The following is a 14,349-nucleotide window of genomic DNA, read 5'->3' as shown; positions in this document are numbered from 1 at the left end:
GGATAAGGAGGTAACGTAATGGCCGGAATCAACAATGTTGGTCAGAGCGGCTTGTCCTATGTTGATCAGCTTAAAACCCTGCAAGAGCAGAATAAGCCTGAGAAAACAACGGGGCAAAATGATCTTAAACAAGAAGATTTTCTCTCGTTGCTGACCAAGCAGTTAGCTCAACAGGATCCTTTTAAGCCGGTCAGCAATGACCAGATGATTGCGCAAATGGCTTCATTTGCGACCGTCGACGGCATCGGGAAAATGAACAATCAATTTGAAAGTCTTAACTCTTCAATGACGTCTAACCAAGCGCTTCAAGCTTCGTCTTTGGTTGGTCGTGATGTTCTAGTACCAGGTGCTGCAGGCATGAAACCTGACAATGCTGGCATGTCTGCCATGGTCAAGGTCCCTCAAGCGCTGGATAACTTGTTTGTCCGCATTGAGAACGCACAAGGTCAACTTGTTCGCACCCTTGACGTAGGTGCAAAACCTGCTGGTGATGCCAAGGTGGAGTGGGACGGATTAGATGAAAACGGTAACCCATTGCCGGGTGGCAAATACGCCGTGAAAGCGGGTGGTTTGCTGGATGGAGAAACGCGTGAGTTTGAAGTATCTACTTACGCTAACGTGAACAGCGTGCTCCTGGGCAAAGGTGATGGGAATGTACTGCTCAATCTGGCTGGCTTTGAATCGCCAGTTCGACTAGCTGAAGTACTAGAAGTTGGAAAAGCGTAAAAGCGCTAGCTAGATAGGAGAATTTGGAATGTCTTATATTGCTCTTAGCGGGTTATCCGCTGCTCAACTGGACTTGAATACAACCAGTAACAACATTGCGAACGCCAACTCATTTGGCTTTAAAGAGTCGCGTGCCGAGTTCGGTGATGTTTACTCGAACTCAATCTTTACCAACGCGAAAACCGCGACTGGTAACGGTGCGCAGGCTCACAAAGTGGCGCAACAGTTCCATGAAGGTTCCAGTATTTATACCAATAACCCGATGGATTTGCGTATCTCAGGTACGGGTTTCTTTGCAGTAGCAAAAGAACGTCTGGAGCCACTATCAAACGAGTTAACTCGTAATGGTGCGTTTCACCTAAACAAAGATAACTACATGGTAACTTCGAATGAAGAATACCTACTTGGTTATCAGGTGAACCCTGATACAGGGGAAGTCGCGTCCTATGAGCCTTCGCCTATAAACATTCCAGCAGAATTCGGCAGACCAAAACCAACAGAAAATGTTGAACTGGGCGTGAACGTGCCAGCAAACGGTGAATTAAAAGATCCGGCGTTGTTTGATACCACGGACCCGACCACTTATAACCGTTCAACATCTTCGACCATTTATGACTCAATGGGTCAGTCTTACAAGATGACAACGTACTACTTGAAAGATTCGACTCAACCGAATACTTGGCACTCTTACTACACAGTGACTGACAAAGCTGGTGAAAAGCCAGTGAATGTAACTGGAGGAGACGTGACAGCACCTAACGGGCATGTCGGGCATACCATTCGCTTTAATAACGATGGTACGTTGTCGAGTATTAACAACGGTCAGAAAATCGTAACTGAACCTCTTGGTACTGGTGCGGTTCCTATTGAACTAAATGGTGCAGACGTCAACCAACAGATTGAGATCAACCAGTTAGGAGCCACTCAGTTTGCCGCCCCGTTTGAATTGACTAAATTCAACGAAGACGGTGCTACAACGGGCTTCCTTACTAAGTTAGATTTTGATGAGTACGGCAGTATCATGGGCACTTATTCAAACGGTGAAGCGGTAACGTTAGGGCGTGTTGCGCTTGTACGTGTACCGAATGAGCAAGGTCTGGATAAGAAAGGCGGTACTCAGTGGAACTCAACTCAGCTTTCTGGTGACAAGATCTGGGGTGAATCTAACAAAGGTTCATTCGGTTCGGTATCCAGCGGTACGCTAGAGCAATCGAACATTGATATGACTCAGGAGCTGGTGGACTTGATTTCTGCACAGCGTAACTTCCAGGCGAACTCCCGTTCTCTAGAAGTTCACAACGGTCTGCAACAGAACATCCTGCAAATCCGATAGTATCTTCAATCATCTGTCATTGCCGCTTTGTGCGGCAATGCTTGTTCCTCTGGCAAGATCTTGTCTGATCTTATCGCTCAAACTCTCTCCAAGAAATCCATTAATTTCCTTATATATCAATTGTTTGTATTTTTGGCATACTAATTGCTTTTTAGCTTTCATAGACTTTTATGGGAGCACACCATGGATCGTTCACTGTTTCTCGCGATGAGCGGGGCAAAACAAAACATGCAGGCAATGCAGCTAAGAGCCAACAACCTGGCCAACGTTAGCACAACGGGTTTCCGTGCTGATCTTGCGCAGGCTCGCTCTATGCAGGCATATGGTGATGGTTTGCCATCTCGCGTATTCAGTATGACTGAGCGTCCGGGGCAAAGCTTTGCTCAGGGCAGCGTGATTACAACAGGTCGTGATCTGGATGTGACCATAGAAGGCAATGGTTGGATTGCGGTTATGGATAAAACAGGTAAGGAAGGGTTAACTCGAAACGGTAACCTGCACATCGATCAAACCGGTCTGCTTACCAACAGCTCTGGTCACCTAGTGTTAGGTGAAACCGGTGCACCAATAACCTTGCCAATTCCTATCAGCAAAGTCGAAATCGGTCGTGACGGCACTATTTCGGTTATCCCGCAGGGTGCTCCTGCCGATGCTATCGAAGTGGTTGACCGAATTAAGTTAACGGCAACCGATAACCGTTCTTTGTACAAAGATACCAATGGTCTTTTCCGCGGAAAGAATGACAACAACGAATACGAAGCCGACGCCAACATCAAGATCATGACGGGCGCGGTGGAAGGCAGTAACGTGAATGCCGTCGGTGAAATGACCAGTTTGATTGACCTTCAGCGCCAGTTTGAAATGCAGGTCAAATTGATGAGTACCGCAGAAGATATGGACAAAGCGTCCGAATCTCTTCTTCGTTCTAGCTAGCATTTAAGTGAGGATTGAGTTATGCATCCAGCATTATGGGTAAGTAAAACGGGTTTAGATGCTCAGCAAACGAATATCTCAACCATCTCGAACAACCTGGCGAACGCCTCAACGGTTGGTTATAAGAAGAGTCGAGCGGTATTTGAAGATCTTTTCTATCAAAACATTAACCAGCCTGGTGGTCAGTCTTCGCAAAACACAGAACTGCCTTCCGGTCTGATGTTGGGCGCAGGTTCCAAAGTGGTCGCGACGCAAAAAGTCCACACCAATGGTAATGCGCAAACCACCAGTAACGCACTCGATTTGATGATTGAAGGCGATGGCTTCTTCCAGGTACTGCTGCCTGACGGCAACATTGGCTACAGCCGCAACGGTCAGTTTACGCTGGATGGCGAAGGCGCAATTGTTACCTCTGGCTCTGGCTACCGATTAGAGCCTGAAATTGTCATTCCTGATAATGCGATCTCTATTTCGGTCGGTAACGATGGTGAAGTGTCGGTCCGAGTTCGTGGTCAGCAAAATAACCAGGTTCTGGGGCAAATTACCACTGTTGATTTCATCAACCCAGGTGGTCTGGAACCAATCGGTCAGAACATGTACCTACCAACAGGTGCCAGTGGCGATCCACAGGAAGGGGTTCCTGGTCTGGAAGGTTTAGGCTCCATTCGTCAGTCTATGTTGGAAACGTCCAACGTTAACGTGACAGAAGAGCTGGTGAACATGATTGAAGCGCAGCGCGTCTACGAGATGAATTCAAAAGTGATCTCATCAGTAGATAAGATGATGAGCTTCGTGAATCAGCAGTTGTAATGAGGGCTTGACCATGATGCGTATACTATTTGTATTTATGACTTTAGTTATGGCGGGTTGTTCTTCGCTACAGCCGCCTGAAACGACGGATCCTAATGCCGGTACTACAGTGGTTGACGCCATTGAAGGCGATAAGTCTAACGAAGGCGGCAATGGAATCGTAGACACACTTCGTGGTCGAACCGATCCAGTCGCAGGCGACCCGGCCTGGGCACCTATTCACCCTAAAGAAAAACCAGCGCACTACGCCACGGCAACAGGGTCACTGTTTAATACGCACTTTGCACAGAATCTTTATGATGACAGCAAGCCACACGGAATTGGTGACATCGTGACCGTCATGCTGTCGGAAAACACCAAAGCGGCAAAAAGTGCCGACGCGGATTTAAGCAAGTCTAACGACGCATCCATGGATCCTTTGAGTGTTGGTGGGCAAGAACTGACGATTCAAGATTACAACTTTTCTTATGAGTTAAGTAACGAGAACAAATTCAAAGGGAATGCATCGGCGAACCAGTCAAACAGCATCAGTGGTTCAATTACCGTTGAAGTGATTGAGGTGCTAGCCAACGGGAATCTGATTATCCGTGGTGAAAAATGGCTGACGTTGAATACAGGGGATGAATATATCCGCCTAAGCGGCACAATTCGTCCGGATGACATTTCTTTTGACAACACTATCGAGTCTACAAGAATCTCCAATGCACGAATTCAGTATTCTGGCACCGGAAATCAACAAGATATGCAAGAACCTGGATTCTTGGCACGATTCTTTAATGTAGCTCTGTAAGTGAGAGAATTGTCGGAGTTTTGACATGTTGAAGAGATGGGCAGTAATGGTCGCCGGTTTGATGATGTTGACAGTGAGTTCAGCGCAAGCGGCACGAATTAAGGATGTAGCGAAAGTTGCAGGGGTTCGTAGTAACCAATTGGTTGGCTACGGTCTGGTAACGGGTTTACCAGGCACGGGGGAGTCCACGCCATTTACTGACCAAAGCTTCAATGCCATGCTTCAAAACTTCGGCATCCAATTACCACCGGGCACCAAACCAAAGACCAAAAACGTCGCCGCCGTAATTGTGACAGCAGAGCTACCCGCTTTCTCTAAGCAAGGTCAGCAGGTCGATATTACCGTGTCTTCCATTGGTAGTGCGAAAAGCCTTCGCGGCGGTACATTACTGCAAACTTTCCTGAAAGGTCTGGATGGTGAAGTCTACGCAGTGGCCCAAGGTAATCTAGTGGTGAGTGGATTCAGTGCAACGGGGGCTGACGGTTCTAAAATTGTCGGTAACAACCCAACCGTAGGTATCATTTCAAGTGGCGCGACAGTGGAACGTGAGATTCCTAATCCGTTTGGTCGTGGTGATTACATCACCTTTAACCTTCTGGAGTCAGATTTCACAACTGCACAACGCATGGCGGATGCAGTCAACAACTTCTTAGGTCCTCAAATGGCTCAGGCAATTGATGCGACATCTGTTAAAGTACGTGCCCCACGAGAAGTCAGTCAGCGAGTCGCTTTCCTATCTGCATTAGAGAACATCGAGTTCAACCCCGCTGACGGCTCTGCCAAAATCATCGTTAATTCACGCACAGGCACTATCGTGGTGGGCAAACATGTTCGTCTAAAACCTGCTGCGGTGACTCACGGTGGCATGACTGTGGCAATCAAAGAGAACCTGAACGTCAGCCAGCCAAATGCGTTAGGTGGTGGGAATACCGCGGTTGTTCCAGACACAGATATTGAGGTATCGGAGCAGTCAGGCAAAATGTTCAAGTTTGAGCCGGGATTAACATTGGATGATCTCGTGCGCGCAGTGAACGAAGTAGGTGCAGCTCCTTCAGATTTAATGGCGATTTTACAAGCGCTTAAGCAAGCGGGTGCCATTGAAGGTCAGCTGATTATCATCTAGGGAGTTTATGATGGTTAAGAATCCTAATGACATTGGTTTTATCCATGACATTTCTTCTTTAGACAAGCTTCGTCAGGGTGCTGTAGAAGCAGGTACAGAAGAAGAAAAGCAAGCGGCACTCAAAACAGCGGCAAAGCAGTTTGAGTCGATTTTCACCACCATGCTGTTTAAATCGATGCGTGACGCGAATACTGCTTTTGAGTCTGATCTGATGAAAAGCCAGAATCAGGACTTCTACCGCCAGATGCTGGATGAACAAATGGCAAGTGAACTGAGTGATTCCGGATCACTCGGTTTGGCAGATATGATCGTTGCCCAGTTGTCGGCTGGTGCAGGTGAAAGCCAGTCTGAGATCGCGATGAGAAACGCTGCGCTAGATACTTCACTAAGATTGCCTGCCGACCAGAGTCGAGTGCATGAAGCTTCTGCCAGCCGTGGCGCTGGTGCATCTAAATTCGATAATCCTCAGCAGTTTGTAGATAAGCTAAAACCTTATGCAGAAAGAGCGGCAAGGGCGCTTGGTGTTGATGCTTCTGTGATCATTGCACAGGCAGCGCTTGAAACAGGTTGGGGACAAAAAGTGGTTAAGAACTCTCTGGGTTCCAGTAATAACCTGTTTAATATCAAAGCGGATAAACGATGGGATGGCGGTAAGGTTGCTACCCAGACTCTGGAAGTTTATGACGGTGTGCCAGTCAAAGAGAAAGCGTCTTTCCGTTCTTACTCCAATTATCAGGACAGCTTTAACGACTATGTACGTTTCTTGAATGAAAACCCAAGGTACGAGACAGCGCTTCAACATCAAGGCGACTCTAAAGCCTTTATTCATGGCATCCATAAAGCAGGATATGCAACGGATCCAGATTACGCAGACAAAGTGCTGAAAGTGAAAGCGCAAGTCGACGAACTCATTTCCAACTAATATAAAAGGCCGCATGACGTTATGCGGTCTTTTTCTTCTCTCTTCTCTAAAATCCCCTCTGATTTAAAACTGTGGCATAGATATTGCAATTTTTACATCAGTAATGGTGTAAACCAATCGTAAGTAACTCTTTTTTGGGGGCAACATGGCATCCGATCTACTCAACGTAGGTAGACAAAGTGTCTTAACAGCTCAGCGGCAACTGACTACCACCGGTCATAACATTTCTAATGCGAATACCGAGGGTTACAACCGCCAGTCTGTTCTGCAGGCAACCAATGACCCCCGGCAATATGGGGGGCAAACATTTGGCATGGGTGTCCATGTGGAAAATGTTCGCCGCTCATGGGACCAATTTGCCGTTAATGAGTTAAACCTGACGACGACTAACTTTTCGAACAAGCTCGATACCGAAGAAAACCTGGATCAAATAACTACCATGTTGTCTTCTGTGGCGTCTAAGAAAATCCCGGAAAACATCAACGAATGGTTTGATTCTCTCAAGACACTTTCCGATTCCCCAAATGACATGGGGGCGCGAAAAGTGCTGCTCGAAAAATCCCAGATTGTGGCTCAGAACATGAACCACTTTCACTCTGTAGTTCGACTGGAAAAAGAAAACATCAATAAAAAGCTGGAACAGGCGGTAGAACGAATCAACTCACTAGCGAAAGAGATTCGTGATGTACACCGTCTGATGATGCGTACACCAGGACCACATAACGACTTTCGTGATGAACACGAACGTCTGATCAAAGAGCTTGCGCAGTACACCAAAGTCACAGTGACACCGAGAAAAAACAACGAAGGATTTAACGTCCATATCGGGAACGGTCACACTATCGTCTCCGGTACGGAAGCCAGCGAACTGACACTTCTACCGGGGCAGCCGGATGCTCAACAGCTTCGGATTGGTATGGTTGAAGGTAAAGGCATCAAAGCCATCAAACATGCAGGTTTAGACGGCAAGTTAGCGTCGTACCTTAAAGCGCGTGACGAATCCATTCCTTACGTTATGGATGAGTTAGGAAGACTGGCTACAGCTATGTCTTACCAAGTGAATAAGCTGCAGTCACAGGGTTTGGACCTTCGTGGCGATATTGGTACTAGCCTGTTTACCGATGTGAACTCAAAAGACATGGCAAAATCTCGTGTGATCCAAATGTCGGAATCCACTGCAGAAGTCAGTGTATACATTGAAGACATTTCGCAGCTCAGCAGCGGCGAATACGAGGTGAAATACGACGGTTCGGATTACCGAATTGTTAAACCAAACGGCGACGTCATCACTGTATCTGGCAGCGACTTTTCCAACAACTTCATTTTAGATGGAATGAGAATTTCTATTCAGACTCCACCTAAAGATGGCGAACGTTTTCTTATTCGACCCACTGAAAGTGCAGCAGCCTTGATGAAGGTCGAGATGAAAGATGCTGCTCAACTGGCTGCTCAAAGTTATGAGAGTTCTTACACAGAGGCGCGCGGCACCGCCAAGTTCAACATTCTTCAAGCTGGTAGCCTACGTGAATTTCAGGTAGTGATTTCCCCTACCGGAGATCAGTTTGCCGTTCTGGATATGAAAGGTCAGGTCGTGATGCAGCCTCAGGCTTACCCGCCATCTGGTCCTGTTACCGTGAACGGAACCGTTTTTGAACTGACGGCAGGGGCAAAAGAGAACGATAAATTTGCGGCAAACCTTGTCCCGTCTGAAGGTGATAACGGCAACTTGCTTAAGATGCAGAACATCCAGACCGAAAAAGTCATGAATGATGGCAACTCCACGGTTCTGGAAGTGTATAAAGATCTGAATACAGAAATTGGTTTGAGAACGGCAACGGCAACTCGATTAGCCGATGTTGCCAAGTTAGAAAATGAAGCTGCAAAAGAACGTATCGCTTCGATCTCGGGTGTAAACCTGGATGAAGAAGCGGCAAACATGATGAAGTTTCAGCAAGCTTACATGGCATCTTCTCGAATCATGCAAAGCGCGAATGATACCTTCAACACCATTTTGGCACTGAGATAGGGGAGGACGGGTAAATGATGAATCGAATCGCCAGTTTCCATAACTATCAAACCGTGCAGAATGATCTTCAGCGCCAGGAAAACAAAATTCATCACAACCACGCTCAGCTAGCTTCAGGCAAGAAGCTGATGACCGCGGCAGACGATCCATTGGCTGCACACTATGTGCAGGGGATCAAACAGCAGACAGAAGAACTTCGTCAATATATGGATTCCATTGTTCTGATTCGTAACCGTTTAGAGCATCAGGAAGTCATGATTGCCAGTGCAGAACAATACGCAGATGAAGCTAAGCGTTCTGTTATGGAAATGATCAACGGTGCATTATCACCAGAAGATCGGGCGGCAAAATCTCGTGAGCTGGAAGAGATGGTTGTGAACATGCTGAACCTGGTGAACAGCCAGGATGAATCTGGTAACTATATTTTTGCAGGTACAAAACCTAAATCACAGCCGTTTTTCCGTGATTATGCTGGGGACGTTTCTTACCTTGGTGATACCTATCATCGCAACATGAAAATTGCCAATGGGCTAGAAATTCCTGTCAGCGATCCGGGCAACAAAGTGTTTATGGAAATAGACAACCCGCTTGGTGATTATGATCCTCAATATGAACTTCAGGTGGCGTCAGAACTTTTGGTCGAGAAAGCCACTAATCTGAATTACGACGATCAGTCTGAATACAGAGCAACCTTTGTTGATATGGGCGACGGAAGCTTTGGATATCAGTTGGAAAAAGATGGCTCAGTAGTCAAATCGGATAACTATGATCCAAAAGAAGGTATCAAGTTTGAAGATTTACACCTTCAGTTCAAAGGAAGAATCACCCCAGGTGATGCCATTACATTTGAGCCTAAGAAAAGCTATAGCATTTTTGAAACCTTTCAGAAAGCGATGAAATATTCTGAACGTTCGGTAGCGGATTCAAATGGTACGGCTGAATTGCATCAGGTCACTGAAGAGTTTCATGCGGCATTCGTACACATTAATACGGTGCGTACTGATTTGGGTTCCAGACTGAATACGTTAGATATTCAGGAATCCCAGCACGAAGACTTCAAGCTTTCTATGGCGAAGTCAAAAAGTAATTTCGAAGATCTGGATTACGCTCAGGCGGTAATCGAGTTCAATGAAAACTCCCTGGCGCTTAAAGCGTCCCAACAAGCTTTCGGAAAAGTGAAAGACTTAACCCTGTTCAATTACATCTAACTCTTGTCTGCAAACCTATGCCTTATGTGCTTTGCCTTAAGTGCCCGGTTTGCCCCCCAAGAGGAGAAAGGTAAAACATTGCCGCTCAATAAACTTTATGCGGTAAAGGGGGAGGTAGAAAGTGAGCTGGTCGTTTCTTTGATGATAGAAATATAAAGAAATGAAGCGAGAAAAAGTTTTTAAAGATAATAATCTCTTTAAAAACATTAAATTAAGGATAAGTTTGGTTCTTTGGTAAAAATGTTGGAAAAGTTGGCACACAAGTTGAATGTATTAATGTAACGAAACAACTTAGGTGCAGTTAGAAGTTCACCATTTAATAAGTTGGACTTCTACAAGTAACTTTCGGTCAGGGCTTAACCAATAAGATTGAACTGACCGGTTCGCAGAGAGAGCGAACTCAACAGGAGAGCAAACTATGGCTGTAACAGTGAGCACTAACGTTTCCGCAATGACGGCACAACGTTACCTAAATAAGTCAACTAATGACTTAAACACATCGATGGAGCGTCTATCGTCAGGGCACAAGATCAACAGTGCAAAAGATGATGCAGCGGGTTTGCAAATCTCTAACCGATTGACCGCTCAGTCTCGTGGTCTGGATGTGGCAATGCGAAACGCCAACGATGGTATCTCGATTGCTCAAACGGCAGAAGGTGCCATGAATGAGGCTACAAACGTTCTTCAACGTATGCGTGACCTGGCCATTCAGTCTGCCAACGGCGCCAACACTGATGCGGATCGCCGAGCCATCAATGAAGAAGCGGTAGCGCTTCAGGATGAGATTAACCGTATTGCTGAAACCACATCATTTGGTGGACGTCGATTGCTTAACGGTTCATTTGGCGATGCGGCATTCCAGATTGGTGCTAACTCTGGTGAAGCCATGGTAATGGCATTAACCAGTATCCGTGCCGACGATGTGCAAATGGGTGGGCGTACCTTTGTCGCTCCACCGGAAAATGCGAAGTCTAAAGACTGGGGTGTACCAGCCGATAAACTCGACATCAAGTTTGAGTTCACCACGAAAAACGGTGAGCCACAGGTGGTCGATATTATTGCCAAAGCTGGTGATGACATCGAAGAGCTGGCGACCTACATCAATGGTCAGTCAGACATGATTCACGCTTCTGTCAGTGAAAATGGACAGATGCAGGTATTCGTAGCCGAACCACATTTGGAAGGTGATCTTACTATCTCTGGGACACTTGCTGGGGAAGTCGGGTTAACGGGTGGTCCGGGGGTACAAACTACGGTTCAGGATCTTGATCTAAGAACGGTAGCAGGCTCTCAGAACGCAATCAGCGTTGTGGATGCCGCTCTCAAGTACATTGATAGTCAACGTGCTGATTTAGGTGCAAAACAAAACCGACTCAGCCACAGTATCAATAACTTAGCGAATGTTCGTGAGAATGTGGATGCTTCCAACAGCCGAATCAAAGATACCGATTGGGCAGTGGAAACCACAGAGCTTACGAAAAACCAGATTTTGCAGCAGGCAGGTACTTCAATACTTGCTCAAGCGAAACAGTTGCCAAACTCAGCGATGCAATTACTTCAATAGTAATGCACATCTTCGCCAGGGCAGACGTGAACTGGCGTATGATGCCGCTTAGTTAGCAAGCGCGGAAGGTACAAAAAAACAGGACGCTCTCTCATCTCTCACCTGCGGAATGTTTTAGTGTTTGTATCGGAAGCACCTGGCTAGTCGGGGATATGTTTCATTTCTCTGATCTCCGCATGACTCTGACTAGTAACAGCCCCGGTTCTCTCAAAGGAAAGGGGCTTTTTTCTTGCCCAAAGAAAAGTATCTTTCTACATATCTTAATCTAAGATTTTTCCTGAACCTGAACCTGAACCTGAACCTGAACCTGAACCTGAAGGCTTTGTTTCCCTTCTGACTCCAAGCTTGTTTTACGACATGATCAAACGTGTGAGTGTTTTTACGCAGAATGGGTATAGGAGGTAAACGTGCTGTTCGCTTGAATAGTGAATATTGTTTGGGGCTTTCTCAAGTTAGCGCTGATGGCTCTTATGGGAGGAAATGATGATAAGGATTGAGATAGGCAGAAGTTACTGTGAATAGAAACAAAAAACGCTGCCATCGGACAGCGTTTTTAAAATGTTCTAAGTAAAAATTACTTAGTCACGCGTAGAACCGTTGTTTCACCAACAGATACCGCGCCAGTTAGCTTGTTCAACTCTTTGATTTCGTCCATGTTAGAAATAACAACTGGAGTTAGAGTTGACTTCGCTTTCTCTTCTAGAAGAGCTAGATCGAATTCGATGATTGTGTCACCAGCTTTAACTGTTTGACCTTCTTCAGCGATGCGAGTGAAGCCTTCGCCTTTTAGTTCAACAGTATCAATACCGAAGTGAACGAAAAGCTCAACGCCGTCGTCAGATTCGATAGAGAATGCGTGGTTAGTTTCAAAGATTTTACCGATAGTACCGTTTACTGGAGCGACCATCTTGTCACCAGATGGTTTGATAGCGATACCGTCACCAACGATTTTTTCAGCGAATACTACATCTGGCACATCTTCGATGTTTACGATTTCGCCAGATAGAGGTGCGATGATTTCAATTGCACCAGCGTCAGCACTGTCGTCAGAAACCAGCTTCTTCAGTTTGTCAAACAGACCCATGTCATGCTCCTAAACGTTAATTTTATTCTGTTGAATTATATTAGCAGTTTGTTTTTTCTGCGATAAATTTTTCTACGTGCGCTTCAATCTCAGCCGCTGTTGGCATTTGAAGGGCTTCTTCCGCCATCGCTTTTACTTCTGCAAAGTTCGAGTTACGGATAACTTTCTTCACTTTAGGGATGGAGATTCCGCTCATGCTGAACTCATCCAGACCCATACCTAGTAGAAGAAGCGTTGCACGCTCGTCACCAGCAAGCTCACCACACATACCAGTCCACTTACCTTCAGCGTGAGAAGCATCGATCACTTGCTTGATTACTGTCAGAACAGCAGGTGAAAGTGGGTTGTATAGGTGAGAGATTAACTCGTTACCACGGTCAACTGCTAGAGTATACTGAGTTAAGTCGTTAGTACCAATACTAAAGAATGATACTTCTTTCGCTAAGTGATGAGCAATTGCCGCTGCCGCAGGTGTTTCAACCATAACACCGATTTCGACGTTTTCGTCGAAAGCATGACCTTCATTGCGCAGTTCCGCTTTGTACTCTTCGATAGCTGCTTTTAGTTCGCGAATTTCTTCAACAGAAATGATCATTGGGAACATGATGCGAAGCTTACCGTGTGCAGATGCACGTAGGATACCACGTAGCTGGTCACGTAGAATTTCACGACGATCCAAGCTAATACGTACTGCACGCCAACCCAGGAATGGGTTCATTTCTTTTGGCAGATCCATGTAAGGAAGATCTTTGTCACCACCGATATCCATAGTACGGATAATCACTGGCTCACCATGCATCGCTTCCGCTACTTCTTTGTAAGCTTGGTACTGCTCTTCTTCAGTAGGAAGTGCATCGCGATCCATGAATAGGAATTCTGTGCGGTACAGACCAACACCTTCACCGCCGTTGCGGATGATGCCGTCACAGTCTTTTACTGTACCGATGTTGCCACATACTTCGACGTTATGGTCGTCAAGTGTTGTAGCAGGAAGATCTTTCAGTTTAGCCAGCTCTTCTTTTTCTGCGATGAAAGCATCACGGATAGACTGTGCTTCAGACATTTCTGCGTCTGTTGGGTTAACGATGATTTTGTTGTTCATCGCATCCAAGATAAGCATGTCGCCGTTCTTCACTTGCTTAGTGATGTCGTTAGTACCAACGATCGCAGGAAGTTCAAGAGAACGTGCCATAATAGAAGTGTGCGAAGTACGACCACCGATGTCACAAGCAAAGCCCAGAACGTAGTCCAGGTTGATTTGCGCTGTTTCAGATGGTGTAAGGTCGTAAGCAACCAAGATAACTTCTTCATCAATGTCGCTTAGAGAAACGATGTTGATGCCAAGTGCGTTTTTAACGAAACGAGAACCGATGTCACGGATGTCTGTTGCACGCTCTTTTAGGTATTCGTCATCCAGAGATTCAAGTGCAGTCGCCTGCTCTTCAATCACAGTATGGATAGCGTTATCTGCAGAAAGCTTATCGTTTTTGATCAGTGCTAAAATTTCTTCTTCTAGCTCTTCGTCTTCAAGAAGCATGATGTGACCTTCAAAGATCGCTTCTTTCTCTTCACCGAACGTTTCAAGTGCTTTTTGCTTGATGGTTTCAAGCTGCGCCGAAGATTTGTTACGTGCATCAAAGAAGCGCTGAACTTCAGCTTCTACTTGATCGTCGGAGATAGTGTTTGTGTTTAGGACAATTTCATCTTCTTGAAGGAGTAGTGCTTTACCAAAAGCAATACCAGGAGATGCTAGGATGCCTGAAATCATAGCCTTACCTTAATATGGTCAACAATAAACGGAAAGTGTTTGACTAAAAATGCTAACGAGTA

The 14,349-nt window shown here is 45.9% G+C and carries 12 protein-coding genes; 10 read left to right on the top strand and 2 right to left on the bottom strand.

Annotated elements, in window-relative coordinates; genetic code table 11:
- Window positions 1-18 precede the first annotated feature (18 nt).
- From INR79_RS13720 to INR79_RS13675, 10 genes are all read left to right on the top strand, one after another.
- Window positions 19-726, top strand: coding sequence for a flagellar hook assembly protein FlgD (locus INR79_RS13720; protein WP_004401559.1), 708 nt, complete (start codon window positions 19-21; stop codon window positions 724-726).
- A 28-nt stretch (window positions 727-754) separates the two neighbouring features.
- Window positions 755-2,059, top strand: coding sequence for a flagellar hook protein FlgE (gene flgE, locus INR79_RS13715; protein ID WP_022591368.1), 1,305 nt, complete (start codon window positions 755-757; stop codon window positions 2,057-2,059).
- Window positions 2,060-2,242: 183 nt separating this feature from the next.
- Window positions 2,243-2,992, top strand: coding sequence for a flagellar basal body rod protein FlgF (locus INR79_RS13710; RefSeq protein WP_004401562.1), 750 nt, complete (start codon window positions 2,243-2,245; stop codon window positions 2,990-2,992).
- A gap of 21 nt (window positions 2,993-3,013) precedes the next feature.
- A complete protein-coding gene (flgG, locus tag INR79_RS13705) occupies window positions 3,014-3,802 on the top strand; it encodes a flagellar basal-body rod protein FlgG (protein WP_004401565.1) in 789 nt (262 codons plus the stop codon).
- 13 nt (window positions 3,803-3,815) lie between these two features.
- Window positions 3,816-4,592 carry a flagellar basal body L-ring protein FlgH gene (flgH, locus tag INR79_RS13700; RefSeq protein ID WP_004401567.1) on the top strand — a complete coding sequence of 259 codons (777 nt, stop codon included), beginning with the start codon at window positions 3,816-3,818 and terminating at the stop codon, window positions 4,590-4,592.
- Between the two features lie 46 nt (window positions 4,593-4,638).
- Window positions 4,639-5,715 carry a flagellar basal body P-ring protein FlgI gene (locus INR79_RS13695; RefSeq protein WP_375342721.1) on the top strand — a complete coding sequence of 359 codons (1,077 nt, stop codon included), beginning with the start codon at window positions 4,639-4,641 and terminating at the stop codon, window positions 5,713-5,715.
- A 10-nt stretch (window positions 5,716-5,725) separates the two neighbouring features.
- Entirely contained in the window at window positions 5,726-6,637 is a 912-nt protein-coding gene (gene flgJ, locus INR79_RS13690; protein ID WP_223097022.1) for a flagellar assembly peptidoglycan hydrolase FlgJ, read from the top strand.
- A 145-nt stretch (window positions 6,638-6,782) separates the two neighbouring features.
- On the top strand, window positions 6,783-8,663 hold the full coding sequence (gene flgK, locus INR79_RS13685; RefSeq protein WP_004401574.1) for a flagellar hook-associated protein FlgK: 1,881 nt from the start codon (window positions 6,783-6,785) through the stop codon (window positions 8,661-8,663).
- Window positions 8,664-8,677: 14 nt separating this feature from the next.
- Window positions 8,678-9,871: a flagellar hook-associated protein FlgL gene (flgL, locus tag INR79_RS13680; RefSeq protein ID WP_004401575.1), complete on the top strand. Its 1,194-nt coding sequence runs from the start codon at window positions 8,678-8,680 to the stop codon at window positions 9,869-9,871.
- Between the two features lie 418 nt (window positions 9,872-10,289).
- Window positions 10,290-11,435, top strand: coding sequence for a flagellin (locus INR79_RS13675; RefSeq protein ID WP_004401576.1), 1,146 nt, complete (start codon window positions 10,290-10,292; stop codon window positions 11,433-11,435).
- Between the two features lie 574 nt (window positions 11,436-12,009).
- Here INR79_RS13675 and crr read toward each other — a convergent pair.
- Window positions 12,010-12,519: a PTS glucose transporter subunit IIA gene (crr, locus tag INR79_RS13670; protein WP_004401577.1), complete on the bottom strand. Its 510-nt coding sequence runs from the start codon at window positions 12,517-12,519 to the stop codon at window positions 12,010-12,012.
- 40 nt (window positions 12,520-12,559) lie between these two features.
- A complete protein-coding gene (gene ptsI / locus INR79_RS13665; RefSeq protein ID WP_004401578.1) occupies window positions 12,560-14,287 on the bottom strand; it encodes a phosphoenolpyruvate-protein phosphotransferase PtsI in 1,728 nt (575 codons plus the stop codon).
- Between the last annotated feature and the right edge of the window lie 62 nt (window positions 14,288-14,349).

The sequence above is a fragment of the Vibrio sp. SCSIO 43132 genome, assembly GCF_019904195.1.
Classification (GTDB): Bacteria; Pseudomonadota; Gammaproteobacteria; order Enterobacterales; family Vibrionaceae; genus Vibrio; species Vibrio nigripulchritudo.
Note: the sequence above shows the minus strand (reverse complement) of the source record. Positions and strands in the feature narration are given on the sequence as shown.